This is a genomic window from Sorangium sp. So ce281, from assembly GCF_051527395.1.
Classification (GTDB): Bacteria; Myxococcota_A; Polyangia; order Polyangiales; family Polyangiaceae; genus Sorangium; species Sorangium cellulosum_B.
Genome location: NZ_CP150322.1, coordinates 10,711,245 through 10,736,270 on the forward strand (window position 1 = coordinate 10,711,245; position 25,026 = coordinate 10,736,270).

Genomic DNA, 25,026 nt, shown 5'->3' on the forward strand with positions numbered 1-25,026 from the left:
CGCCCCGTGCACCGATGAGCTCGGCGCCACGCCCGCCGGCCACCTCAGCAACGGCGGCGCCACCCTCGACGAAGGATGCGCGGATGGCCGACGGATCGCCGGCAACGGAGCCACGCCAGCGCGAGCGCCCGGGCGGGAGGGCGGCGGATCGCTCGGAGCGACGACCAGCCCGGTCGCCGGACACACGACCACCGCGAGATCGTGGTGGCTACCGCAGTGGATACACCGCACCGAACTCAAGTCCGTACAATTTGAAATACTCCATCCAGGTGCTGCTCGGAACTGCACAGCGCATCGGGGAAGAGCGCGCAGGCGGCGCCCGGATCCACATCACCCCGCACGCCCCCTGGGGGATCCTTGGGGATAACCCCGCCGACAACCCTGGGGGAAAAACGGGGGAGATCGGCCATCCGCCAGCTCTCCCCTGTCCACCTACCCCTGAGGACGGTCCATTTACCCCAGGGGGTCCGCCTCTAACTCATTGGATTCGTTGCACATTCTGAGTTATCCCCGCCCTCCACAGCGCCTACGACGAAGACGATGTCTTTATCTATCTATTTCATGGAAAGAAGAGGCGTTGCGCAAGGTCACGCGAGCGCTCATTTCCAGCGCACCCCCGGGCGATAACCCTGCTAAAGGGAGCAGCTCCGGAGTCGGCTATGGACCTTGTGATCCCCAAGAAAGATCTGCTTCGCCTCGTCGCGCGCTGCCAAGGCGTGGCGGACAAGAAGAGCGCGATGCCCGCGCTCGCCAACGTCCTGCTCGCCGCCGAGGGCAACGCGGTCCGCGTCGCCGCGACCGACCTGTACCTCGGCGTCACCGGCCAGACCCACGCCGACATCAAGACCGGCGGCACCGTCGCCGTCCCGGCCAGGGACCTGCTGGAGCGCGTGAAGGCCATGCCCGATGGCCCGATCCAGATCACCACCACCGAGGGCGCGCACACGTCGCTCAAGGCCGTGGGATCGCCCCGGCGCTACACGCTCCCCGGGCTCCCCGGCTCGGAGTTCCCGCAGCTGCCCGCCCCGGCGGTGGACGCGCCCTCGCTGGAGCTCCCCGTCGAGCAGCTCGCGCTCCTGATCACCCGGACCCACTTCTCGATCTCCACCGACGAGACCCGCGCCCACGTGAACAGCGCCCTGTTCGAGTGGGCCGGCGATCGCGTCAGGATGGTGACCACCGACGGCCATCGCCTCTCCAAGATGGAGGCGACCGTGTCGGGCAGCTCCGCGACGGCCACCATGCTCATCCCGCTCAAGGCCATCACGGAGCTCCGCCGCCTCGCCGAGGAGGCGCGCGCCGAGAAGGAGACCCCGATGGTCGCCATCACCCAGAGCGGGCCGAACGCCTTCTTCAACATCGCCGGGATGCAGTTCTCGGTGAAGCTCGTCGACGCGCAGTTCCCGCCCTACCAGCAGGTCATCCCGTCGGTCACCGAGCGCTCGGTCCGCGCCCCCCGCGTCGCGTTCGCCGAGGCCCTCCGCGCCATCGCGCTCGCCGCCAACGACCGCACCGGCGGCGTCAAGCTGTCGATCGCGCCGGGGACGCTCCGGATCACCAGCGAGAGCCCCGACACCGGCGCCGGCTTCGACGAGGTGGCCGTCGACTACAGCGGCCCCGAGGTCACCATCGGCTTCAACGCGAAGTACTTCCTCGACGTGCTCGCCTCGATCGACGACGAGGAGGTCATCCTCGGCATCTCCGGCGAGCTCGACCCCGCCGTGATCCGGCCCGGCAGCGAGTCGAACCAGCAGAGCTACGTCGCCGTCATCATGCCGATGCGGATTTGAGCGCGCCCTCCGACGAGCCCGAGGGGCCCTCCCCGAGCCTCCTCCTCGAGCGGCTCCACGTCCGCGAGTTCCGGAACCTCGGCCGCGTCGACGTGGAGCCCGCGCCGCGCATCAACGTGATCGCCGGCAACAACGGGCAGGGCAAGACGAGCCTGCTCGAGGCGATCTACTTCGCCGCGACCTCGAGGAGCTTCCGCACCCACCGGCTGGCCGAGCTGGTCCGCCACGGCGCCCCCATCGCGAGCGCGCGGGCGCGCTTCGTCGAGCGCCGGGACGCGCTGCAGCCGCTCGCGCGCGAGCAGACCGCCGCCGTGGAGAACAAGCGGTGCGTCGTGCGGATCGACGGCAACCGGCCCCCGAGCCTGGCGAGCTTCGCGACGCGATCGCCGGTCGTCGCCTTCCACGCGGAGGAGCTCGCGCTGTCCACCGGGCCCGCGAGCGCGCGGCGCACGCTGCTCGATCGCCTGGCGCTCTTCATGGACCCGCAGAGCGCCGACCACCGGGCCCGCTACGCGCAGGCGCTCCGCGCGCGCCACGAGCTGCTCCACCGCGGCGGGGGCGCGCAGGCCCAGGCGAGCGCCGAGCTGGACGCGTTCGAGGCGCTGTGCGCCCTCCATGGCGCGGCGCTGACCCGCGCCCGCGAGGCCGCCGTCCAGGCGCTGGCGCCGGAGCTCACGCACGCCTTCGCCCGCATCGCCGCGCCCGACCTGACCCTGGCCGCGCGGTACACGCCGGGCGGCAGCGGCGACGCCGAGCAGGCGCGCGAGGCGCTGCGCGAGCAGCGCCGCCGCGACGCGCACCGGCCGAGCGCGGGCTACGGCCCCCACCGAGACGACCTGCTGCTCGAGCTCGATGGCCACCCCGCCCGCGTGATCGCCTCCCAGGGCCAGCACAGGGCCCTCACGCTCGCGCTCAAAGCAGCAGAGACCGCTGCCATCGCTTCCGTCCGGGGCGTAGAGCCCATCCTTTTGCTCGACGACGTGTCGAGCGAGCTCGATCCCGACCGGACCGCGGCGCTGTTCATGTTCCTCGGAATGGCGCGCGGACAGGTATTCCTGACGACCACGCGGCGCGAGCTCATCGTCACGCCGGGCGTACCTTCCTCGGAGCGGCGCGATTTCCACGTCGAAAGCGGCGCTGTCGGCTGACGTTCGTCGCGGGCGCGCCGGCTGCCTGACGCCGCGGCGCGCGGCGCGCGTGTCGAACGCCGGCCGACGGCGCCCCGACCGCCGTCAAACGCGTTGATCCCGGTCCCGGAGCGCGCGAGTTGGGATGCTCCGGACGCGCCCGCGACGGGCACCGAAAATACGGTGTTACGAGCCTTCCGGGCCCGGCGAAACGCTTGCCCGAGCCCCTGATTTCGGCTACATTTCCGCAGTCTTTACGGGGCATCGACGAGCGGTCCGCGCGTGAACGCTCATGGCCCCGGAATCGATCCGGCGCCGCGGCCGCGGCGCCCGGGTCTCACCAGACGAGCTGCCATCGAGCCGGCCCCTCCACTGCAAGAACTCCGGCAATCCGAGCGGCCTCCGCCGCTCTGCGCCCCCGGTGAGAGGCGGCGGGCGCGCCACCAGGACCGAGATGACGGAACCCACCCTGAGCCAGCCGACCGACCTCACCAAGGCGTCGTATGACGCCCACAGCATCACGGCGCTCGAAGGCCTTGAAGCGGTGCGAAAGCGACCCGGCATGTACATCGGCGATGTGCACGACGGATCGGGGCTCCACCACCTGGTCTGGGAGGCCATCGACAACGCGGTCGACGAGCACCTCGCCGGCGCCTGCACGGAGATCAGGGTCACCGTCCACTTCGACGGCTCGGTGTCGATCGAGGACAACGGCCGCGGGATCCCGGTCGGAATGCACGCCAAGGGCGTGAGCGCGGCAGAGGTCGTCATGACCGTCCTCCACGCCGGCGGCAAGTTCGACAACTCCAGCTACAAGGTCTCTGCGGGCCTGCACGGCGTCGGCGTGAGCGCCGTGAACGCCGTCTCCGAGTGGCTGAAGCTCGAGATCAAGCGCGAAGGAAAGCTCTGGTTTCAGGAGTACGCCCGGGGCGTGCCGAAGGCGCCGCTCAAGGGGATCGGCGTGACGGACAAGACGGGGACGAAGCTCACCTTCAAGCCCGATCCGGTCGTCTTCAGCACGGTCGAGTTCAGCTTCGACATCCTCGCGAGCCGCCTGCGCGAGCTCGCGTTCCTGAACGCCGGGCTCGTCATCCACCTCCACGACCAGCGCCCCGACGGGAGAGCGGAGATCTACGAGTACAAGGGGGGCATCTCCGAGTTCGTGTCGCTGCTCAACAAGACCAAGGAGCCGATTCACGACGACGTGATCAGCTTCGTGTCGCAGCACGAGGTCGGCGCCGCAGGCGACGGCGCGAACGGCCGCGGCAGCGCCACGACTCCGCCGGTGGGCGTGGAGGTCGCGCTGCAGTGGAACGGCTCCTATACGGAAGCCATCTTCTGTTACACGAACAACGTCCACAACAGGGATGGCGGCACCCACCTCACAGGGCTCCGCGCCGCGCTCACGAAGACGATCAACAGCTACGGGAGCGCGCACAACCTCTTCAAGGAGCTGAAGCAGGGCCTGCAGGGCGAGGACGCGCGTGAGGGCCTGACGTGCGTGCTCAGCATCAAGCACCCGGACCCGTCGTTCGACTCGCAGACGAAATCCAAGCTCGTGTCGAGCGAGGTCAAGGGCATCGTCGAGGCCGCCGTCAGCGACAAGCTCGGGCAGTACTTCGAAGAGAACCCCCAGAGCGCGAAGAAGATCATCGAGAAGGCGGTCGTCGCGGCGAAGGCGCGCGAGGCGGCCCGCAAGGCGCGCGAGGTGATCCGCAAGGGCTCGCTCGACGTGACCTCGCTCTCGGGCAAGCTCGCCGACTGCCAGTCCAAGGACCCGGAGAAGAGCGAGATCTACATCGTCGAGGGCGAGAGCGCCGGCGGCAGCGCCAAGATGGGGCGCGACCGGCACTTCCAGGCGATCCTGCCGCTGAAGGGGAAGATCCTGAACGTCGAGCGCGCGCGGCTCGACCGCATGCTGAGCTCCGCCGAGGTCGGCACGCTGATCACCGCCCTCGGCTGCGGGATCAACGACGCCGGCGGCTTCGAGATCGACAAGCTCCGCTACCAGAAGATCATCCTGATGACGGACGCCGACGTCGACGGCTCCCACATCCGCACGCTGCTGCTGACCTTCTTCTTCCGGCAGATGCCGGAGATCATGGAGAAGGGGTACCTGTTCATCGCGCAGCCGCCGCTCTACCGCGTGCGCAAGGGCAAGCGGGACCTGTACCTGAAGGACCAGGGCGCCCTGGACGAGTTCCTCGTGGGCAACGCCGTGGACGGGCTCGAGATCGTCGCCAGCGGCGCCCAGACGGGCATCGCGGGCCAGCCGCTCTACCGGCTGGCGCAGCGGCTCAAGCGGTTCCGCGCCGTGCTCTCCAACATCGACAAGCGCTGTGACGCGCGGATCGTGGCGGCGCTGCTGCGGTCCAGCGGGCTCGGGCGCGACGACCTGCGCGAGACCAAGAAGGTCGCCGCGGCCGCCGACGAGCTCCGCGCCTACCTGAAGCAGCGCTATCCGGACCTGTTCCCCCTCACGCTGTCGACGCCCCGGGACACGGAGCACGGGACGAGCCGGATCGAGGTCGTGCCGCGCCCGGGCGCGAGCGCGCGAAAGAGCGTCATCGACTGGGATCTGGTGAACTCGCCGGAGTACCAGGAAGCCTGGTCGATCGAGCAGGACCTCCGGTCCATCGGCGCGCCCCCGTACCGGGCGCGCACCTCGAGCGGCGAGGAGACCATCGAGAACGGAGAGTCGCTCGTCGACTACATCGAGGACCGCGGCAAGAAGGGCATCTCGATCAGCCGTTACAAGGGCCTTGGCGAGATGAACGCCGACGAGCTCTGGGAGACGACGATGAACCCGGACGCTCGGACTCTCCTCCAGGTCCGCATCGACGATGCGGTGAAGACGGACGAGCTCTTCACGATCCTGATGGGGGATCAGGTCGAGCCGCGGCGCAACTTCATCGAGCAGAACGCGCTCAACGTGAAGAACCTCGATATCTGAGCCCCACGCCTCCCGCGTCGCCGGGGCGCGGCTCCTGCGCGCCCCGCGCGGCGCCTGCGCCCCGGGGGCGGGGGCGCCTCGGCGCCGCGCCCGGGCGTGCGGGGGCGTGCGGGGCGTCGAACCCCCCGCTCGAGGCGCACGGTCGGGGGTTGACACGGCGCTGCCGCTGCATCGCTCACCTGCCCCGCTCGCTCGGCTTCCCTTCAGCGCCTCTTCGGCGTCCCCTCAGCGGCCTTCAGCGCGCTTCAGCGCGCTTCAGCGCGCTTCAGCATTTTTGGCAAGCCGCTTGCCTGACCGTCCCCTTGCTAGGCGGGTCACCCGCCTTAGCTTCGAGGGGCCATGAAAATCGAGCGAATGACGACGAAGGCCCAAGAGGCCATACGAGACGCTGTCGATTTCGGCAGCCGTCGGGGAAACCCCGAGCTCTATCCCGAGCACCTTGTGCGGGCGATCGTCAGCCAGGACGGCGGCGTCGGCGCGCCTCTGGTGCAGAAGGCAGGCGCCGATCCCGCAGGCGTGCTGCGCCTCCTCGACGCGAAGATCGACACCTATCCTCGCGTCAGCGGCGGCGCCGAGCCGAACCTGTCGAGGCGCGCGCTCACGGTCCTGCAGAAGGCCGAGGACGAGGCGAAGGCGCTCAAGGACGAGTACATCTCGACAGAGCACGTCCTGCTCGCCGGCATCAAGGCCGACAAGGAGATCCAATCGATCTTCGAGCGAGCGGGGCTCTCGTACGACAAGCTCCTCTCGTCGCTCGCGGCCGTGCGCGGCAATCAGCGCGTGACGGACCGGGACCCGGAAGGGAAGTTCCAGGCGCTCGAGAAGTACACACGGGATCTCACGAAGCTCGCTCGACAGGGCAAGATCGATCCGGTGATCGGCCGAGACGAGGAGATCCGGCGCGTCATCCAGGTGCTCTCGCGGCGCACCAAGAACAATCCGGTGCTCATCGGCGAGCCCGGCGTCGGCAAGACGGCGATCGTCGAGGGCATCGCGCAGCGCATCGTCGCGGGCGATGTGCCGGAGTCGCTCAAGGACAAGACCCTCGCGGCGCTCGATCTCGCCGCCATGGTCGCAGGCTCGAAGTTCCGCGGGGAGTTCGAGGACCGGCTGAAGGCCGTGCTCAAGGAGATCGAGGGCTCGAACGGCCGCATCATCCTGTTCATCGACGAGCTCCACACGCTGGTGGGCGCTGGCGCGGCCGAGGGCGCCATGGACGCGGCCAACATGCTGAAGCCGGCGCTCGCGCGCGGCGAGCTCCGGTGCATCGGCGCGACCACCCTCGACGAGTACCGCAAGCGGATCGAGAAGGACGCGGCGCTGGAGCGGCGGTTCCAGCAGGTGCTCGTCACGCAGCCGAGCGTCGAGGACACGATCGCCATCCTGCGAGGCCTCAAGGAGAAGTACGAGGTCCACCACGGGATCCGCATCCAGGACGCGGCGCTCGTCGGGGCCGCCGTCCTGTCGAACCGGTACATCACCGAGCGGTTCTTGCCCGACAAGGCGATCGATCTGGTCGACGAGGCGGCGTCGAAGATCCGCATGGAGATCGACAGCCTGCCCACGCCGATCGATCAGGTCGAGCGCGATCTGCTCAAGCTGCAGATGGAAGAGCAGGCGCTCAAGCGCGAGAGCGACAAGGCGAGCAAGGTCCGCCTCGACGAGGTGCGGCGCGAGATCGCCGACCTCCAGGGCCAGCGCGACGCGATGCGGGCGCAGTGGATGCGCGAGAAGGAGCTCATCTCCGAGCTGCGCCGGCTCAAGCCGCAGATCGAGGAGCTCCGGCTCGAGGAGGAGCGGCTGAAGCGCGCCGGCGACCTCGGGCGCGCCGCGGAGATCCATTACGGCAAGATCCCGGAGATCGAGAAGAAGCTCGAGTCGATCCGCGCCACGCTCTCCCAGGTGCAGTCGAAGCAGAGCTACCTGAAGGAGGAGGTCACCGACGAGGACATCGCCGCGGTCGTCTCGAAATGGACCGGGATCCCCGTCTCCAAGATGCTCGAGAGCGAGATGCAGAAGCTGCTGCGCCTCGAGGAGGAGCTGCGCCGGCGCGTCGTCGGGCAGGAAGACGCGCTCCGCGCGGTGTCGAACGCCATCCGGCGCTCGAGGGCCGGGCTCGGCGACGAGCGCAGGCCGATCGGATCGTTCCTGTTCCTCGGGCCGACCGGCGTCGGCAAGACCGAGCTCGCGCGCGCGCTCGCCGAGATCCTCTTCGACGACGAGCGGGCCATGGTGCGGCTCGATATGAGCGAGTACGGGGAGCGCCACGCGGTGGCCCGCCTGATCGGCGCGCCGCCCGGGTACGTCGGCTACGAGGAGGGAGGCCAGCTCACGGAGCCGGTGCGCCGGCGGCCGTACAGCGTGGTGCTGTTCGACGAGATCGAGAAGGCCCATCCGGACATCTGGAACACGCTCCTCCAGGTGCTCGACGATGGACGCCTGACCGACGGTCAGGGGCACACGGTCGATTTCAAGAACACGATCATCATCCTGACGTCGAACCTCGGGACGCCGGCGGCCGCGGCGATCGAGGAGCGAGCGAACCTGCCGGCGGACGAGAAGGCCGAGCTCGTGAGGAGGGCCGTGATCGAGGAGGTGCGGAAGCACTTCCGCCCGGAGTTCTTGAATCGCCTCGACGATCTCATCGTGTTCCGGCGGCTGGCGCGCGAGCAGATGGAGCAGATCGTCGATATCCAGCTCGAGCTGCTGCGAAGGCGCCTGGATCGACGCGGGCTGCTGTTCACCATCTCGTCGGAGGCGAAGGGCTACCTCATCGAGCAGGGGTGGGATCCGCAGTACGGCGCGAGGCCGCTGAAGCGCGCCATCCAGCGGAGCATCGAGGACGAGCTCGCGAAGCGGATCCTCGGGGGCGAGTTCAAGCAGGGAGACACGGTGCGGATCGAGCGCGGGGCCGGAGGGCTCACCTTCACGCGCGCGGCGCCGAACTGACGCTCGCCAGCCTGCGTCAGCGCTCGGCCTGCGTCAGCGCTCGGCCTGCGTCAACGCTCGGCCTGCGTCAGCGCTCGGGAAGATTGCCGGCGACGCGGCGGAGGAGGTCCAGGACGGCGTAGGCCGCGCCGAGCTGGACCTCCTCGCGATCCCCCGAGAACACGCGGTCGCGCACGACGAGGCCGCCGGGGTGCGACACAGCCCAGTAGCAGAGGCCCACCGGCTTGGTCGCCGTGCCGCCCGTCGGGCCGGCGATGCCCGTCACGGAGATGGCGACGTCGACCTCGCAGAGGCGGCGGACGCCCTGCGCCATCTCGGCGGCGACCTCGGCCGACACCGCGCCGTGGCCGCGCAGGGTGTCCTCCGCGACGCCGAGCAGCCGCGTCTTGGCGCTGTTCGCGTAGGTGACCGCGGCGCCAACGAGGTAGTCGCTCGCCGGATAGCTGGTGAGCAGGTGGGAGATCAGGCCGCCGGTGCACGACTCCGACACGGCGAGCCTCCAGCCACGGGCGCGCACGGAACGCCCGACCATCTCCGGGAAGGCGTCGCCCCCCTCCCCGTACACGGCGGTGCCGAGCCGCTCACGGACATCGGCCGTCGCCTTCAAGGCCAGCTCGTGCGCCATCGACTGCGTGGCGGCGCGGGCGTGGACCTTCACGTCGACCTCCGGGTAGTGCACGCGGTAGCCGAGCGTGATGCCGGGATAGGCCTCCTCCACGCCCTTCAGGAGCTCGCCCAGCGTGGACTCGGGGAGGCCGTAGGTGCGGAGGCGGACCTGAAAGGTGTTGTTCGGCGCGGCCGGCCGCACGCGCGGCAGCACCTGCTCGGCGAACATGCTCTTCATCTCCCGCGGCACACCCGGGAGGAAGAACACCGTCGAATCGCCAAGGTGGATGCCGAAGCCGGGCGCGCTGCCGGACGAGTTCGGCAGGATCTCCGACCCGGCGGGGACCTCGGCCTGCTTCTCGTGGCCCGCGTTCATCGTCTTGCCCCGGCTCTCGACGCGCCGGCGAATGGAGAGCAGCGTGCTCTCGTCGCGCACGAGGTCGCTGCCCATCGCGCGCGCCGCGGCCTTCGCGGTGAGGTCGTCGGTCGTGGGGCCGAGGCCGCCGGTGGCGATCACCAGCCGGTGCGCGCTCGCGAGCTGGCGGACCGCGGCGACGATGCGATCGACGTCATCGTCGACGGTGCTGGACTCGCTGACCGTGAAGCCCGCTGCGGTGAGCTCGGCAGCGAGCCAGGCCTCGTTGGTGTTGATGATCTCGCCGCGGGTGAGCTCGGTCCCGATCGAGAGAAGCGCGACAGCCATTGGGACTCGGGACTCTAACTCCATCCGGCGCCGCCGGAGCGCGTTTCCGGATTGTTTTGCGGTCGGAAAGGGGCGGTTTTGTTCCCCCCCACGCCATGGGTCTTGTCCCCCTCCCCCACCCCATTCCCCACCCCCTCCCCTCTCCCACCCGCCCCGCCGCAGCGCGGGGCGCGCTCGCGCACGCTACGGTGGATAGACACACCGGAAGCCGAGATCCGGCGCTCGGACGGATATCGGGACAAGGCGACGATTCCAGGTGCGGAGCGCCGTCGCGGCCCCATCCGTCCATGATCCGCCGTGAATTCCCGAGAAATCGCCCTCGAGCGGATCAGGGGCGGCCCACTCGGCAACATTGCCGGCCAGATCGAACACCCGGCCGCCCGCGTGCACGGCGGCGCCGTCGGGGCGCGAGCCGGCGAGCTCGGGGCCCGTCGCGCCCCAGCCGCACGGGCCCGCTCGCAGACCGAAGGCGGCCCGCCGGCAGACCGCGCCGGTGTCTCCCCACGGGTACCGCCGGCCCGCGTCGCCCGCCGCGGCGAAGGCGAGCTGATCACGCGAGGGGAGCGCCCCGCCCGCGAAGGCGCAATACCGAGCCGACTCGGCCAGGGTGACGCCCGTGACGGGGACCCCGGGCTCGCCGCGCAGCGGGAGCGGGGCGCACGCGCCGGCCTCGGCGCAAGCGGCGTAGCGTTGCTCGGTGATCTCGAACGCGTCGAGCGAGAACGCCGGGACGAACACCGCGCGCGGGTCGACGATGCCCTGCGCCTCCCAGTCGCTTGGTCCGAGGCGCAGCGTCCCGGCGGCGATGCGGACGGCCGCGCCCGGCGCGACGCAGCCAGCGGCGGTCACCGTGAGGCCGGCGCCGCATCGCCTCGGCGCGCCTGCGCAGCGGCCGGCGTCATCGAGGCGCTGGCCTTCGCCGCAGCACCGCGGGCCGAGCGCGACCATCCCCGGCGCGCAGCGCGCCGGCGGCTCCGCGCGATGGAGCGCGAGCGCGACGACGGCGCCGATCAGGAGGGCCGCGCCCGCGGCGAGGCCGGCCTTCCACCCCGGCATCCGCCCGACGTCCGGTGCTGCCCTCACCCCTCAGGAGCGCGGCGATCCAGCGGCGTCGGCCTTGAGCGCGCCGGCCGCCTCGCGCGCGCCGGCGGCCTTCCCGCGCGCCGGCCTGGCCTCGATCATGGCCACGATGCGCGCGAGCGCGTCGAGGAGCGCCGCACGGACGCGATCGTACGTCTTCGGGCCGACGTCGCCCCGCTTCCGCGCGCGCTCGAGCTCGACGAACTCGTCGAGCAGCGCGTTCCGCGCCTCGAGCAGCTCCCGCCGCTCCTCGTCGTCGGGCCCGCGGTCCTGGTCGCGCCGCCGGACCAGGTTCAGCGCGGCCCCGCCGATCACGGCCGCGCCGGCCAGCACCAGCGCGATCCACCGGCCCACGCCCGGCGTCGGCAGACCGCCGAGCGTGATCTCGATGACCTTCATCCCGCCCTCCGTGCGGGTGCCCGCCATCTCGGTGATCAGGATCTTCTTCCCGTCGCGGTTCTGGGTGCGCTGGGCCGCGGGGAAGCCGGCGACGGTCAGCGTCATCGATTTCGACGCCTCGGCCATCACCCGCATCTGGGCGATGCGCGGCGGCAGCTCGATGCGGATCGTCTGGCGCTCTTCGTCATGGAGCGGGACCTGCCAGCGGAACTGCCCTTCGTGCCGGCCAGGGCTCACGGTGCCGCGCAGCGCCACGCCGGTGCCCTTGACCTCGTCGAAGCGCATCTCCTCGCCCATGCCTTCGGTCTTGTTGAAGGCCTTGTAGTCGCGCGGGAGCGCGAACGTCTCGTTGGGCAGCCAGGCGACGCGGCCGAGGTTGAAGACCTGGAACAGCTGCTCCACCGAGATCGCGTCTTGCCGGAGCTGGAGGTAGACGATGCCCTGCGTCCCGACCATCAGGCCGCTCACGTTCGGCGTGGCATCGTAGATGTGGAGCACGGCCCGCTTTCCGGCCTCGGCGCTGAGCCCGAAATGCGGGATCGAGAACGTGCCGCCGTCGCGCGTGACCGAGATGCCGTAGCTCGTGCCGCCGGCGATCGCGAGGTTCTCGAGCCGGACCGTGCCCGCGTCGTCCGTCTCTCGGCTGATGCGCTCGCGCGAGTCGCCCTTCGCCACCGAGCTCTGCAAGATGTCGACGTCGACGGAGATGCGAGGGACAGGGTTCCCGTCCGCGTCCTGCACGGTGAGCACGAGGACGCCGGGCGGGAGCCCCGTGTCTTCCTGGACGGTGTCATCGGGCGCATCGAACAGGCCCGTCAGCTGCTCCGAGGCGCGCCGGGAGGCCGCATCCGCCGCGGGAGGCTTCCCCACCGGCGGATGGCCCGAAGGCAGCCCCTGCCCCACCTCGGGATGCCCCGGAGGGAGCTCGCTCGCAGCGTCGGGCGCGCCTGCGTCCGCCGCCCCCGCTGCGGGCTGCGCTGGAGCGGCCTTGTCCGCCGTGGGCTGCGCCGACGCCGCCGGCTGCGCCTGCACCGCCTGCGCGGCGGTGATGCTCAGCGAGGCGATCGCGGCGAGCGCGGTGCACCCGGTCCAGCGCATCACGAGGCCCTCCTGCCGTCGTTCTCATCCTCATCGACGCTGGCCGCGGCGTCGTCCGTCGCAGCCGGGTCGTCCTGAGGCGCGCCGAGCGCGCGCTTCGTCCCGCACTTCTTGCAAAACACAGCGTCTTCGTCGTTCAGCGTGCCGCACTCCCCGCACGCCACGCCCTGCGTCGCCGCGGGCTCCGCCGTCGCCGCGGCCTCGTCCGGCTCCCTGGGCGCGCCGTCGTCCTGGAGCCCGGCGCGCCGGAGGTGCCTCGTCACGAGCGCCGCGACCTGCTCGCGCCGCGGCTGCGCGTCGGCGTCCAGCAGGCGGAGGAGCCGCTTCGCCTCGGCGCGGTACTTCGCGACGAGCTCGGCGTAGTCCTCGTCGCTGATCTTCCCGACGCTCCGCTCGAACTCGAGGTCCTTGAGCGCGCGCAGGACAGCCTGCTTCTGCTCCTCCTCCGCGCGCGGCGCGCCGATCGCGTACGCGTCGGCGCCGCTCAGCGGGGTCTCCCCGATCAGCACGCGGAGGCTCGCCCAGAAGATGGCGATGACGGCGACGAGCGCGCCGCCCGCGAGCACGAGGATCGCCGCGGGCGGCCCGGCGACGAGCCCCGCGACGCCGGCGCCGACGAGCGCCGCGAGCGGCGCCCCGAAGCGGGCGTAGTGCACGATCTGCCGCTCCAGCGGCGAGTCAGTACCCCGGATCATGGTCTCGTCGGCCGTGGCCGAGGTGGCGCTTTTGGCGGGCTGTTCGGCGCTCATTCGCGGTCTTCGCGGTCCAGGCTCTTGAGCTCCTCGTCGAGCTTGTCGTCGTAATCGTCACGGGCGCCGGGGACAACGCCCTTCGGGGACGGCTGCTGGCCGGCGGCGCCCGCCTCGTCGCTGCGCCGCTTCCATCGGCGCAGCGTCGCGACGACGATGCCCGCGCCGACCACGATGGCGCCGAGCGGGAGCAGGTAGAGCAGCCGCTGGCTCCCCTTGTTCGGCGGCACGGCCAGCGCCTCCGCCCCGTAGCGCTCGGCGTAGGCGGCCTGGATGGCCTCGATCGACAGCCCCGACGCGAGCGCCGCGCGGAGCTGGTCGCGGCGCTCGTGCGCGGTGCCGCACGTGCACGTCCCGAGGGTCTCGCGCGGGCAGCCGCACGTGCAGATCAGGCTCCAGAAGAGCTTGCGCTCGATGTCGTTCGCGATGCCGACGACGCCCGAGCGCTGCATCCCCTCGCCGAGCTGCTGGCTGTGGGCGAACTCCGGCGCGCGCAGCAAGACGACGAGGGCGAGGGCGCCCGCGACGAGGAGGGTGATGCCTTGGATGAGTCTTCGTGTGCGGCTCATTCGAACGCCGGCTGCCTCGGTTCGGCAGCGGTCGGGAGCATGGCACCGATCGCGGGCGCCCGCCCGGGATCAACCGCAGCGCCGGCGCCCGGGGCGCGGACGTCGCCGTCCGCCGCGGCCGGCGCGACCAAGACGGGCCGCCCGAGCCCCTCCCGGGCGGGGCGCCCGTAGGCCTGCGACGGGCCGCCGGCGAGCAGGAAGGCGAACACGACGGACGCGGTGACGGACCCCGCCGCCCGCACATAACCGAACGCGCCGGCCTCCTCGAGCGTGATGTCAGGCCACATCGCGACGAGGGCCCCCAGGATGAGGATGCCCGCGCCGAACCACATGAACGAGATCAGGTTGTTCACGTGGATCTGGAACGAAGCGACCTTCGTCTGGGGGTTCGCCATCCCGATGATCACGTAGAGGTCGTTCTTGACGGTGATGTGCCGCGCGACCTCGGTCGACGGCGCCTCCGGGGACGCCTTGTAGATGAACTTCGCCGGGCTGATCCGGCCGACCGGCGCGCCGTGGCGCTCGACGTCGAGGTCGGCGAAGACCATGCGCTTCTCGCTGTCGACCTCCATGCGCGGGCCCGCGTAGGTGAGGTGGTACTCCTCGACCTGCACGGACTCGCCCGGGTGGAGGCTGATCTCCTTGTCGACGCCCCACGCGCGGCCGGCGAAGCCGAGGAACATCACCGCGATGCCGACGTGCACGATGTAGCCGCCGTAGCGGCGCCGCGACCTGGCGATCAGGTTGTAGAAGGAGGTGAAGAGCGGCTCTTTCGCCCGCTTCTGCCGCGCCGCGATGCCGCGGGCGAACTCCTGCACGACCACGGAGACGTTGAACGACGCGATGGCCACCGTGAAGAACGGGTAGGTCGACGCGAGCTTCGCCAGCGCGTCGCCGAGCGGGCCGGGGTAGATCGGGTCCACGGCGACGAACGGGGCGAAGCCCACCCTCTTCCCGAGCGTCAGGTGGAGCGCCGCCGTGACGACCGTGACCAGCACCGGCCAGCGGAAGCTCTTCCGGAAGAGCTCCGGCGACGTCTTGCGCCACCCGAGCAGCGGCGCGACGCCCATGAGCAGGAAGACCACGAGCGCGACCGGGGGCAGCCACATGTTGTAGAAGGTCGGCCCGAGCGTCGACTTCTGGTCGAGCAGCCACTCGCTGATGCGCGGCCACACCGTCGCGACCGCGATGAAGATCATGATGCTGAAGAGGCCCCAGTTGTTGAAGAGGAACGCGGCCTCGCGCGACAGCATCGACTCGAACTGCCCGTCGCTGCGCAGCCGCGGCAGGCGGTAGACGATGAGCGCGGTGCACGTGGCCAGGATCACGGCCATGAAGCCGACGAACCAGATGCCGATGCCGGACTGGGCGAACGAGTGGACGCTCGCGATGAGGCCGGAGCGCGTGAGCCAGGTGCCGAAGATGGTGAGGAAGAACGTCCCGCAGATGAGCGAGACGTTCCACACCTTCAGCATGCCGCGGCGCTCCTGGATCATCGTCGAGTGGACGTAGGCGCTCGCGGTGAGCCACGGGAGGAACGCGGCGTTCTCGACCGGATCCCAGGCCCACGGGCCGCCCCAGCCGAGCTCCTCGTAAGCCCACAGCATCCCGAGCACGTTGCCGATGGAGAGGAACAGCCAGGAGAAGAGCATCCACTTGCGCGTCGCCACGATCCACTCGCTGTCGAGCCGGCCCGTGGCGAGCGCGGCGATCGCGAACGCGAACGGGACCGCCGCGCTCGTGAAGCCGATGTAGAGGCTCGGCGGGTGGATGATCATGTAGAAGTTGCGCAGCTGGAAGTTCAGCCCGTTGCCGTCGAGCGGGGCGCCCGCCACGCTCGTCCGGAACGGGTTCACCGCGAAGATCATCAGCGCCGCGAAGAAGATCAGGACGCTCATCAGCGTCGCGATGACGTAGGGCTGGAGCTCCAGATACCGGCGCTGCAGCCAGACGACGCAGCCCCCCGAGAAGAGCGCGGTCAGGAACATCCACCAGAGCAGCGAGCCGTCCTGCCCGCCCCAGAGCGCGGCGATGAGGTACGGCGTGCTCATGGACCGGTCGCTGTACTGCGCGACGTAGGCGATCCGGAAATCGTGGCTGACGAAGGCGTACGCCAGCACGAGCACCGCGAGGCCGACCAGCGCGATCGTGCCGTACGCGCCGAGCCGCGCGGCCTGGAGCAGCCGCGGCCGCCCGCGCGCTGACGCGAGCCCGACGGCGAAGGTATACGCCGCGGTGACCAGAATGGCGTAAAGGACGCCGGTCCCGAACTCAGGTAGAGATTGCCACATCGTCGTGGGCGCAAGCTTAGGCTTGCCGGGCGCGCAGGGCCAGCGCACCGCAGCGTGCGACCGATCGCCCGCCTTCACCTGCGCCGTGCGTCATCGACGAGCGCCCCGGAAAAGCTTCGCTTCAGGCCCGGCGTCGAGCGCGGCGCACTATACTGGTGCATGGCGATCGCTGCCTCCGGTATCCGCCCGACCGAGCTGATCTACGACTGGAACGAGGTGGATCGCGTCGGGCGGGTCATCCCGGAGAACATCGGCTTCTTCGACGAGACCCTGCGCGACGGCCTGCAGAACCCCTCGGTCGCCGATCCGAACATCGAGAGCAAGCTCAAGCTGCTCCACCTGATGGCCAAGATCGGTATCCAGATCGCCGACGTCGGCCTGCCCGGCAGCTCGCAACGGGCGTTCGAGGACGTGCTCCGGATGTGCAGGGAGGTGGCCGACAACAACCTGCCGCTCCGCATCGCCTGCGCAGGCCGCACGGTCGTCTCGGACATCACGCCGATGATCGAGATCTCCCAGCGCGCAGGGATCCCCGTGGAGATCTACGCCTTCATCGGATCGAGCCCGATCCGCCAGCTCGCGGAGGCGTGGGACGTCGACCTCATCGCGCAGCGGAGCGCCGCGGCGATCGACGCGGGCGTGAAGGCCGGGCTCCCCGTCGCCTACGTCACGGAGGACACGACGCGCTCGCGCCCCGAGGTGCTGGCGACGCTCTTCAAGGTCGCCATCGATCACGGCGCGTCCCGGCTGTGCCTGTGCGATACCGTCGGGCACGCGACGCCGGACGGGGTTCGCAACCTCATCAACTTCACGCGGGCCATCGTCGCGGGGGCCGGGGCGTCGGTCGGCATCGACTGGCACGGCCACAACGATCGCGGCCTCGCGCTCGAGAACGCGATCTGGGCGCTCCAGTTCGGCGCGGACCGGGTGCACGGCACCGCGCTCGGGATCGGCGAGCGGGTCGGCAACGCCGCGATGGAGCTCATCCTGCTCAACATGAAGCTCCTCGGCCTCCTCGAGCACCAGGACCTCACCCACCTCCTCGAGTACTGCACGACGGCCGCGCAGGCGGTCGGCTGGGAGGTGCCCATCAATTATCCCCTGGTCGGACGGGACGCCTTCCGCACGGCGACCGGCGTGCACGCGGCGGCCATCATCAAGGCCGAGTCGAAGGGCGACTCCTGGATGGCCGACCGGATCTACTCCGGCGTCCCCGCCGGCATGTTCGGGCGAAAGCAGGAGATCTGCGTGGGCTACATGTCCGGGGCCTCCAACGTGAACTACTGGCTCCGGCAGCGGAAGATCGAGCCCTCGAAGGAGCTCGTCGACGCCATCCTGGCGAAGGCCAAGGCGACGGATCACATCCTGTCCGAGGAGGAGATCCAGGCCGTGATCGAGCTGCACCGCGGCCGCCCGGCCTGATCTCGGGACGCCGGCGCGGCGCCGCGGGATCCGGGCGCGGCCGCGGGAACGGCGGCGGGACGTTCGGCGTTTTCACGGATCCGGAGTAGAAATCCAGGCCGTGGCCGAGCAGGACAAGCAGCCCGCAGCGGAACAGGACAAGCAACCCGCCGCGGAAGTCGACCGGGCCGGGCGCCGGTCGCGGCTCGATGCCGTCCTGGCCGCGATCGCCGCGCTGGTCTGCTTCCTCGCCGCGACCACGCTGCGCGATCTGGGGCCGCGGTTCCTGCCGCGGGCGCCGATCCCGGCGCCGCCGGTGCCCGCGTGGGTGGAAGGGCGCGCGGCAGAGCTCACCGTCACCGTGCGCGACGAGCAGGGGCGGCCGCTGAAGGACGCCGCCGTGCGCGTCTTCGCCATGCGCGAGGACCGCGCCTACTTCGCGGGCGAGCTGAAGACCGATCCCTCGGGCGAGGCTCGCTTCGCCGGGCTGCCGTCCGGGGAGGCCTGGATCATGGCGTACGGCGCGGAGCGGGCCCGCGCCTCGACCCGCGTCGCGCTCGAGCCAGGCCCCCGCGCCGTCGAGCTCGTGCTGCGGCCCGCGAAGGTGCTGGACGTGCTGGTCGTCGACGAGGCCGAGCGCCCGATCGACGGCGCCGAGGTGACGGTCGCGACCGCCGATCCCCTCCCCTTCGTGGCGACCACAGCCGAAGGCGGCCGCGCGCGGTTCGATCGGCTCGGGGCGGCGCCCTACGTCGTCCGCGCGTCGGCGCTCGGCTTCGAGGACACCGTGCGGACGGGCATCGTGCCCGGGCCGGCGCCGCTCAGGCTCCGCCTGGATCGGCTCGGCGCCCTCACGGTCCGCGTGGTGGACGCGGAGGGGCAGCCGGCCGACGGCGCGACCGTGCTCGCCGCCGGCACCGGGCTGTGGCCGGCGCGCAGCACGACCACCGACGCGACGGGCGCCGCGCGGATCGCCGGGCTCCGCGACGGGGTGTACGACCTCAAGGCCCGGCGCGGCGCCGCCGTGAGCGCGACCGCGCTGGCCGTGCCCGTGAGGCGCGGCGAGGGCAAGGAGGTGAAGCTCGTCCTCGGGCCCGGCCGCCACGTGCGGCTCCTCGTGACCGACGGCGACGGCGAGGACGCGCCGCCCGTGAAGGCCGCGAACGTCGTGCTCGTCGAGCAGGGCCTGTCGGCGTTCCCGCTGCACGGCCGCACGGGCGACGACGGGTCCGTGACGCTCGGGCCCATCGCGCCGGGGTACGCGAGCGCCTCGGCCCTGGCGGCCGGCTTCGTGCCGAGGAACGCCGTGCAGCTCGACGCGGGCGCCACCGAGGTGCGCATCCCCCTGCTCCGCGGCGGCGCGCTCGTGGGCGAGGTCGTCGACGATCGCGGCTACCCGGTCCCGGGCGCGACGATCGAGATCGTGGGCGCCGACGCCGAGGGGATGCCCATCGACGAGACCACCGCGATGTCCGAGTTCAGGGACGAGCACTTCGAGCGCGCCCTGCCCGGCCCGGCGCCGCTGATCCCCGCGGGCGAGCTCGGGGTCATGCCGGGCCCCATCCCGGACCTGCCGCATGGCGACGCGGTCCTGCCGGCCGCCTCGGTGCGCTCGGGCGAGCCGTGGGTCACGCGCGCCGACGGCACGTTCCGGGCCGAGCCCGTCACCCCCGGGCGCGTCCACGCCATCGTCCGGCACCCGGAGTACGTCGAGACGCCCAGCGAGATCGTGACGCTGCAGCCGGGCGGCGAGGCCCGCGTGCGCGTGGTGATGCGCCAGGGCGGCCTGCTCGAGGGCCGCGTCCTCGAGCAGGATCGCAAGCCGGTCGCCGGCGCGCGCGTCGAGCTGGCCGCGACCGCGGGCTCGCTCGAGCGGGTGACGTACTCCGCGGACGACGGCACGTTCGCCTTCGCCGCGGTCCCCGACGAGGTGCTCGTCTCGGTCTCCCGGGCCGAGTCGCCCGGCGACGTCGTGGCGCGGCTCGTCGTCGAGGTCCCGGAGCGCGATCGCAAGGAGATCGAGGTCGTCCTCCCGAAGGCGCGCGAGGCGGTGGCCATCCACGTCACCGACGATCGCGGCTACCCGCTCGATCGCGCGGAGGTGCGCGTGCTCTCGCTCGACGTGGCCGTTCCGCTCCGCAAGACGCTGTTCACGGACGACGACGGCGACGCGCTGCTGCCCGACGCCGCCGGCTTGCCGCTCCGGATCAGTCTCGTGCGCTCCGGCAAGTCCCCGCGCGTCGAGCAGGTCGACGCCGCGCCGAAGGAGCTGCGGCTCGAGATGGGCGCCGCCCTCAAGGCGACCGGCGCCGTGACCGGGCGCGGCGGGCGCGAGCGGCTCGAGGGCGCGCGGATCACGCTGTTCTCGACGACCGGTCCGCGCCGCGCCACGAGCGACGCGGAGGGCGACTTCACGCTCACCGACCTCGCGCCGGGCCAGTTCCGCGTGACGGTGAGCCGCGACGGGTACGCGCCGGCGACGCTGCGGGTGACGATCGCCGGCGATCCCGATCGCCCGACGGACCTCGGGCGCATCGACCTGTCCGAGGCGGGAGAGGTCGCCGGACAGGTCGTCGATCAGCGCGGGGACGCTGTCGCGGGGGCCCGCGTGGCGCGCGACCGCGTGCCGACGTACCTGCCGCTCGGCCCGCTGCCGCCGGGCGTCGTGACCACCGACCGCGACGGGCGGTTCCAGCTCGGCGGGCTGCCCGAGGGCACGGCGGTCATCGAGGCGTACAGCGCGGATCTCGGGCGCGCCGAGTCGCAGCCGGTGCAGGTCCGGGCCGGCAGGACGACCGAGCGCGTGAGGATCGCGCTGCCGGGGGACGGCGCGCGGCGAGACCCGAAGGGCGCAGGGAGCCTGGCGGTGACGCTCGGCGAGGAGCGAAGGACCGTGACCGTGGTGTCGGTGCCCCCGGCGAGCGAGGCCGAGGAGGCCGGCATCGAGCCCGGCGATCGGCTCCTGTCCGTGAACGGCGTCGAGGTGCGCTCCATCGAGGAAGCGCGGCGGCGGCTCACCGGGCCGCTCTCGGAGGACGTCGTGGTGCTGCTCGCGCGGGACGGCGATCGCGGTGAGGCGCGGTGGCTCACGCGGGTGCGGAGGGAGCGGGTACGGCGATAGCCGGCCGGGCGCCCGCGGCGCCGGACGAGCTCAGTTCTTCGCCTTCGTCAGCACGATGGCGCGGCCGTCGCCGATCTCCCAGCGCAGCGTCTGATCCGTGGCGAAGCGGAACGCCGCCTCATCGAGCCCGCCCTCGGGGCGGAGGAAAGCGACGGTCACCTGATCGCCGTCCGCCTTCGTCACCTTGAAGGTGCCGCTGCGCGGCGTCTCCGCGGGCACGGTCACCGTCACCTTGCTGCCGTTGAACTCGAGCGCCGTTCCCTTCACCCATCCGGTCGCCTTGGTGAGCTGCTCCACAGGAGCGTTCTCGATGGCATCGCCATACCAGCGCCCCTGCAGACGATCGCGAGGGGTCTTCGAGCAGCCCACCACGGCGGTCATCGCCATCCCCAGGGCCAGAGCGGTCTTGATGCGGTTCTGCATGGGCCTTCCTTCGGAGCCTCGAGGGTCCCGATTGGAAAAATCCTACGAAGAGCGGAATGAAGAGGCCAACAATGTAGGATGTTTCTGCACATCTACGCAGGATCGCAGCGCTCGGCGAGGGATGGCGCCGCCGCTTCTGGGGAGGGCGAGTTCGCGCTACGGTTCCGGCCCGAGGAGCCGCGCGGACGGTGCGCGTTTCCGCGGCGCGACGACCTTGAGCACGCTGTTTCACGAGAAGCGCCTCGTCCCGCTCGAGCGGACGCGGCTCCTGAAATCCATCGTCGAGCGCGCGGCCGATCGGTCCGAGGGGCCCCCCGTGATCGTCTTCGATCTGGACGGCACCCTCATGGATAACCGGCCGCGGGTGGTCGCGATCCTCCATGAGCTGGCGGAGGAGTGGCGCCGCAAGCACCCGCACGCCGCCGCCCTCCTCGAGCGCGCGTCGCCCGACGGCATCGTGTACGGGTTCCAGGACAACCTGCGGCAGCTCGGCGTCGACGACGAGGCGCTCCACCTGCACGCGTTCGATTTCTGGAGGGCCCGCTTCTTCAACGATCCGCACATCCGGCACGACGTCGAGGTGCCGGGCGCGAGCCAGTACGCGCGCGACTGCCACGCGGCGGGGGCGACCCTCGTGTACCTCACCGGCCGCGACCTGCCGAAGATGGCGCTCGGCTCGTTCGCGAGCCTGCGCGATCTCGGCTTCCCCATCGGGGTCATCGGCACGGAGCTCGTCGTGAAGCCGAGGTTCGAGATGCCCGACACCGAGTTCAAGCGGAGCGTGGCGCCGCAGCTCTCGCGGCTCGGGCGGGTCATCGCGGTGTTCGACAACGAGGCGGCCAACTGCAACCTGCTCCAGGGCTGCCATCCCCGCTGCACCGCGGTCTTCCTGGACACGCAGTGCGCGCCCGACCCGCCGCCGCTCGACGCGCGCGTGCGCGTCATCCACACGTTCGAGCTGGAGCCGTGATCGCCGCGCGCGCCGCCGCGGCCTTCCTGCTGCTCGCCGCCGCCGGGTGCGAGCCGTCGCGCCACCCGCCCGTCGATCCTGTGGAGGCCGGCGCGAGCCCGAACGCGAGGATCCTCCCCGCGCCGCTCGCGAACGAGACGCCGGACCTGCTCGACGCCTCCGCCGCCGAGGAGACCGCGAAGATCATCGCCGACGACTACGGCCGGCTCATCATGTCCGAGGCGAGCCCGCAGTCGCCGCTGCCGCTCTCGCCCGCCACCCCCCTGCCGGACGACGCGCTCTCGCCCCGCGAGCTCCCCGGCATCCTGCTCGAAGCGGCCTTCCGCTTCCGCGACGTGCCGCAGCCCCCCAAGGCGCCCGAGGTGGCGACCTCCGGGATCCACGCGGCGCAGAAGCTCACCGAGCTGACGTGGAAGGTCGAGCTCGCGGAGACGGGCCGGATGCGGGTCCAGTTCACGTCCCGCGCGCTCCCGTTGCCCGCGGGCTCCGAGCTCCGCGCGCGCCACGACGTGTACGGCGAGGTGCTGCTCTGGCCGTCCCTGACCCAGTACCGGGTCGTGCCGCCGGGGGCGCTCCGCACGCTCCTCGGCGAGCGGCGCGTCGACGTGACGCCGCTGTCGACGGGCCCGGCGCGTCCGGTCGGCGACGGCAAGCGGCTCGAGATCGACGTCCGCAAGGTCGAGGTGCACGGGAGCCTCGGCGCGCTGTACGTCGAGCTCGGCAGGGTCCCCGAGGCCGGCGACGGGGGGCCGCTGCTCTGCCGGGCGCTGCTGGAGATCCTCGGCGTGGATCCGAAGTCGCCCGAGTGCGTGGCCGGCGAGGTGCCGCTCTACGCGAGTTATGCCTGGCAAGGCGGCGGCGGCGTCGCGTTCGAGGTCACGTCGGTCGCCCGGCGAACGGACCTGATCTCGACCGACATGCTCATGCCGCCCCCGAGCGCCGCGTACGCCGCCGCCGGGCTCCCGTCGGCGGAGGGCGGCGTCTTCCTGACGCGCGACGAGCTCGCGGCCATCCGAGAAGCGCCGCTCCAGCTGCCCGGGAGCGTCGACCCGGGCGCGCCCGGCGAGGGGTTCGTCGCGGTCAACCAGACCGACGCGCTGCTCTACCTGCTCGTCGACGGCATCCCCGCGGTCGCCGTGCCGCAGGCGAGCGAGCGCTACGTGATCGGGCCCCTGCGCGGGCGCTACGTCGTCCAGTGGCGCACGTTCCTCGGCGAGCGCATCGAGCCGCCTCAGACGGTCGAGATGCCGGCGCGCATCGTGCGCAGCGGGGCCGAGGCCGGGGCGGCGGACGGCGGCTGAAGCGGGGCGGCGGAAGCGAGGACGGCGTCCCCTGCCCTAGCGATCGGCCGTCGTCTCAGGGCTCGCCAGGAGCTGGACGATGTCGTCCGGGATCCGCGTCAGCGTCAGGTTCGAGCCCAGGCACGCGAGGAGGATGTCGCCGTCGCAGATCACGTCCTCGCCCCGGAGGATCCGGTAGCTGAAGCGCGCGGTGACCCGCTGGACCTCGCGGCAGGTCGTCTCGACCACGAGGTCGTCGCCGAACCGCGCGGCCTGGCGGTACTTGATCCGCAGCTCCGCGACGGCGAGGTGAAGGTCGCGCCGCACCATCTCCTCGTAGGAGAGGCCGCGGCGCTTCAGCCAGTCGATGCGGCCGGCCTCCAGGTAGATGACGTAGTTCGCGTGGTGGACGATGCCCATGAGATCCGTCTCGCAGAAGCGGACGGCCAGGGGCGTGCGCGAGGTGAGGTGCGGGGGCGCGTCGGGCAGAGAAGGGAGCGGCATCGCGGGAGGCGCAGAGATTAACCCAGTTTCGACCCGGGCAGCAGCAGAGCGACCGCGCGACGTCCGCCGCACGACACGGGATCGCAGCGCGCGGCGACCGAGGGCCCGCCTGGGCGCTGGTGGCGCGGGCGCCGCGATGTTAGCGGGCGGCATGACGAATGTCCGGACGCTCCTGTCCGCCGAGCAGATCGGCGCTCGCGTGCGCGACCTCGGCGCGCAGATCACCCGGGAGTACGCGGAGCGCCGGCTCGTGCTCGTCTCCGTGCTCAAGGGGAGCTTCGTGTTCACCGCCGACATCGCGCGCCACATCGACCTGCCGGTGCGCATCGAGTTCCTCGGCGTGCGCAGCTACGGCGAGGGCACGGCCTCGACCGGCGTCGTCCAGATCACGCAGGACCTCACCCGCCCGATCGAGGGCGAGGACATCCTCCTCATCGAGGACATCGTGGATACGGGCCTCACGATCTCGCACCTGCTCCAGCTCTTCCGCACGAGGATGCCGAACAGCGTCAAGGTCTGCGCGCTCCTGCACAAGCCGGCGCGCGCGCGGGTCGAGGTGCCCATCGACTACCTGGGCTTCACGATCGAGGACAAATTCGTGGTCGGCTACGGGCTCGACTGGGCCGAGCGCTATCGGAACCTGCCGTTCATCGGGGTTGTGGAGGCGACGTGAGCAAGCGGCTGCTGATGCTCGAGAAGATGACCCGGGATGGGTCGAAGGATCCGTTTCACTGGTACGCGCTCGCGCTGGAGTACGCGGGCCAGGGCCGCCACGACGACGCGCTCGCCACGTTCGGCGCGCTCCGGGCGATGGATCCGGCGTACGTGCCGATGTACCTCATGTGCGGGACGATGCTGGTGAAGGCAGGCCGCCTCGACGAGGGGCGCGCCTGGCTGGCCGACGGCATCGGGGTCGCGCGCAGCAAGGGAGATCAGCACGCGCTGAGCGAGCTCCAGCAGGCGCTCGCCGGCGCGGGCGGCGACGACGACGACGCGTGACGGCTCGGCCGGCG

At 71.4% G+C, this 25,026-nt stretch carries 18 protein-coding genes; 10 read left to right on the forward strand and 8 right to left on the reverse strand.

Translation table 11 applies throughout. From position 1 onward, the window contains the following. The first annotated feature begins 659 nt into the window (after window positions 1-659). The 4 genes from dnaN to clpB all read left to right on the forward strand — a co-directional run bounded on the left by dnaN (window position 660) and on the right by clpB (window position 8,819). Window positions 660-1,790, forward strand: a complete 1,131-nt coding sequence (dnaN, locus tag WMF27_RS40975) for a DNA polymerase III subunit beta (protein ID WP_012240773.1) — start codon at window positions 660-662, stop codon at window positions 1,788-1,790. Then, on the forward strand, window positions 1,787-2,938 hold the full coding sequence (gene recF, locus WMF27_RS40980; RefSeq protein ID WP_437763463.1) for a DNA replication/repair protein RecF: 1,152 nt from the start codon (window positions 1,787-1,789) through the stop codon (window positions 2,936-2,938). The genes dnaN and recF overlap by 4 nt, the downstream gene beginning before the upstream one ends. A gap of 433 nt (window positions 2,939-3,371) precedes the next feature. Continuing rightward, the gene (gene gyrB, locus WMF27_RS40985) at window positions 3,372-5,870 is read left to right on the forward strand and encodes a DNA topoisomerase (ATP-hydrolyzing) subunit B (protein ID WP_437763462.1); all 2,499 of its coding nucleotides are present in this window, start codon (window positions 3,372-3,374) and stop codon (window positions 5,868-5,870) included. A 339-nt stretch (window positions 5,871-6,209) separates the two neighbouring features. Continuing rightward, window positions 6,210-8,819, forward strand: coding sequence for an ATP-dependent chaperone ClpB (gene clpB / locus WMF27_RS40990; protein WP_437763461.1), 2,610 nt, complete (start codon window positions 6,210-6,212; stop codon window positions 8,817-8,819). Between the two features lie 67 nt (window positions 8,820-8,886). Here clpB and WMF27_RS40995 read toward each other — a convergent pair whose 3' ends face one another. From WMF27_RS40995 to WMF27_RS41020, 6 genes are all read right to left on the reverse strand, one after another. Then, the gene (locus tag WMF27_RS40995) at window positions 8,887-10,128 is read right to left on the reverse strand and encodes a CinA family nicotinamide mononucleotide deamidase-related protein (RefSeq protein WP_437763460.1); all 1,242 of its coding nucleotides are present in this window, start codon (window positions 10,126-10,128) and stop codon (window positions 8,887-8,889) included. Window positions 10,129-10,311: 183 nt separating this feature from the next. Further along, complete coding sequence (locus WMF27_RS41000; protein ID WP_437943476.1) at window positions 10,312-11,184, reverse strand: formylglycine-generating enzyme family protein; 873 nt, start codon at window positions 11,182-11,184, stop codon at window positions 10,312-10,314. 30 nt (window positions 11,185-11,214) lie between these two features. Beyond that, window positions 11,215-12,708: a carboxypeptidase-like regulatory domain-containing protein gene (locus tag WMF27_RS41005; protein ID WP_437763458.1), complete on the reverse strand. Its 1,494-nt coding sequence runs from the start codon at window positions 12,706-12,708 to the stop codon at window positions 11,215-11,217. Beyond that, the gene (locus WMF27_RS41010) at window positions 12,705-13,400 is read right to left on the reverse strand and encodes a hypothetical protein (protein ID WP_437763457.1); all 696 of its coding nucleotides are present in this window, start codon (window positions 13,398-13,400) and stop codon (window positions 12,705-12,707) included. Before WMF27_RS41010 ends, WMF27_RS41005 begins: the two co-directional genes overlap by 4 nt. 50 nt (window positions 13,401-13,450) lie before the next feature. Then, window positions 13,451-14,023, reverse strand: coding sequence for a cytochrome c-type biogenesis protein (locus WMF27_RS41015; RefSeq protein WP_437763456.1), 573 nt, complete (start codon window positions 14,021-14,023; stop codon window positions 13,451-13,453). Further along, entirely contained in the window at window positions 14,020-16,314 is a 2,295-nt protein-coding gene (locus tag WMF27_RS41020; protein WP_437763455.1) for a heme lyase CcmF/NrfE family subunit, read from the reverse strand. Before WMF27_RS41020 ends, WMF27_RS41015 begins: the two co-directional genes overlap by 4 nt. Before the next feature lie 159 nt (window positions 16,315-16,473). On the opposite strand from WMF27_RS41020, the gene WMF27_RS41025 reads away from it, so the two are divergent. Beyond that, window positions 16,474-17,736, forward strand: a complete 1,263-nt coding sequence (locus tag WMF27_RS41025) for a LeuA family protein (protein ID WP_437763454.1) — start codon at window positions 16,474-16,476, stop codon at window positions 17,734-17,736. Window positions 17,737-17,836: 100 nt separating this feature from the next. Further along, window positions 17,837-20,836 (forward strand): carboxypeptidase regulatory-like domain-containing protein, encoded by a 3,000-nt coding sequence (locus tag WMF27_RS41030; protein WP_437763453.1) that lies wholly within the window; start codon window positions 17,837-17,839, stop codon window positions 20,834-20,836. Window positions 20,837-20,866: 30 nt separating this feature from the next. Here WMF27_RS41030 and WMF27_RS41035 read toward each other — a convergent pair whose 3' ends face one another. Then, a complete protein-coding gene (locus WMF27_RS41035; protein ID WP_437763452.1) occupies window positions 20,867-21,259 on the reverse strand; it encodes a hypothetical protein in 393 nt (130 codons plus the stop codon). Window positions 21,260-21,473: 214 nt separating this feature from the next. Between WMF27_RS41035 and WMF27_RS41040 the strand changes: the two genes are divergently transcribed. Continuing rightward, window positions 21,474-22,229, forward strand: a complete 756-nt coding sequence (locus tag WMF27_RS41040; RefSeq protein WP_437763451.1) for an HAD family hydrolase — start codon at window positions 21,474-21,476, stop codon at window positions 22,227-22,229. Next, window positions 22,226-23,530 carry a hypothetical protein gene (locus WMF27_RS41045; RefSeq protein WP_437943477.1) on the forward strand — a complete coding sequence of 435 codons (1,305 nt, stop codon included), beginning with the start codon at window positions 22,226-22,228 and terminating at the stop codon, window positions 23,528-23,530. The genes WMF27_RS41040 and WMF27_RS41045 overlap by 4 nt, the downstream gene beginning before the upstream one ends. Window positions 23,531-23,566: 36 nt before the next feature. On the opposite strand, the gene WMF27_RS41050 is transcribed toward WMF27_RS41045, so the two are convergent. Continuing rightward, window positions 23,567-24,013, reverse strand: coding sequence for an acyl-CoA thioesterase (locus tag WMF27_RS41050; protein ID WP_437295991.1), 447 nt, complete (start codon window positions 24,011-24,013; stop codon window positions 23,567-23,569). A 151-nt stretch (window positions 24,014-24,164) separates the two neighbouring features. On the opposite strand from WMF27_RS41050, the gene hpt reads away from it, so the two are divergent. Together hpt and WMF27_RS41060 are read left to right on the forward strand one after the other, a co-directional pair. Next, on the forward strand, window positions 24,165-24,686 hold the full coding sequence (gene hpt, locus WMF27_RS41055) for a hypoxanthine phosphoribosyltransferase (protein ID WP_437763449.1): 522 nt from the start codon (window positions 24,165-24,167) through the stop codon (window positions 24,684-24,686). Continuing rightward, window positions 24,683-25,012 (forward strand): tetratricopeptide repeat protein, encoded by a 330-nt coding sequence (locus tag WMF27_RS41060; protein ID WP_437763448.1) that lies wholly within the window; start codon window positions 24,683-24,685, stop codon window positions 25,010-25,012. The genes hpt and WMF27_RS41060 overlap by 4 nt, the downstream gene beginning before the upstream one ends. Window positions 25,013-25,026 lie beyond the last annotated feature (14 nt).

Coding starts and splice junctions, on each gene's coding strand:
- clpB (WP_437763461.1), top strand. CDS start 6,210: ATGAAAATCGAGCGAATGACGACGAAGGCCCAAGAGGCCATACGAGAC.
- hpt (WP_437763449.1), top strand. CDS start 24,165: ATGACGAATGTCCGGACGCTCCTGTCCGCCGAGCAGATCGGCGCTCGC.
- WMF27_RS41010 (WP_437763457.1), bottom strand. CDS start 13,400: ATGATCCGGGGTACTGACTCGCCGCTGGAGCGGCAGATCGTGCACTAC.
- WMF27_RS40995 (WP_437763460.1), bottom strand. CDS start 10,128: ATGGCTGTCGCGCTTCTCTCGATCGGGACCGAGCTCACCCGCGGCGAG.
- dnaN (WP_012240773.1), top strand. CDS start 660: ATGGACCTTGTGATCCCCAAGAAAGATCTGCTTCGCCTCGTCGCGCGC.
- WMF27_RS41000 (WP_437943476.1), bottom strand. CDS start 11,184: ATGCCGGGGTGGAAGGCCGGCCTCGCCGCGGGCGCGGCCCTCCTGATC.
- WMF27_RS41025 (WP_437763454.1), top strand. CDS start 16,474: ATGGCGATCGCTGCCTCCGGTATCCGCCCGACCGAGCTGATCTACGAC.
- gyrB (WP_437763462.1), top strand. CDS start 3,372: ATGACGGAACCCACCCTGAGCCAGCCGACCGACCTCACCAAGGCGTCG.
- WMF27_RS41035 (WP_437763452.1), bottom strand. CDS start 21,259: ATGCAGAACCGCATCAAGACCGCTCTGGCCCTGGGGATGGCGATGACC.
- WMF27_RS41050 (WP_437295991.1), bottom strand. CDS start 24,013: ATGCCGCTCCCTTCTCTGCCCGACGCGCCCCCGCACCTCACCTCGCGC.
- WMF27_RS41020 (WP_437763455.1), bottom strand. CDS start 16,314: ATGTGGCAATCTCTACCTGAGTTCGGGACCGGCGTCCTTTACGCCATT.
- WMF27_RS41015 (WP_437763456.1), bottom strand. CDS start 14,023: ATGAGCCGCACACGAAGACTCATCCAAGGCATCACCCTCCTCGTCGCG.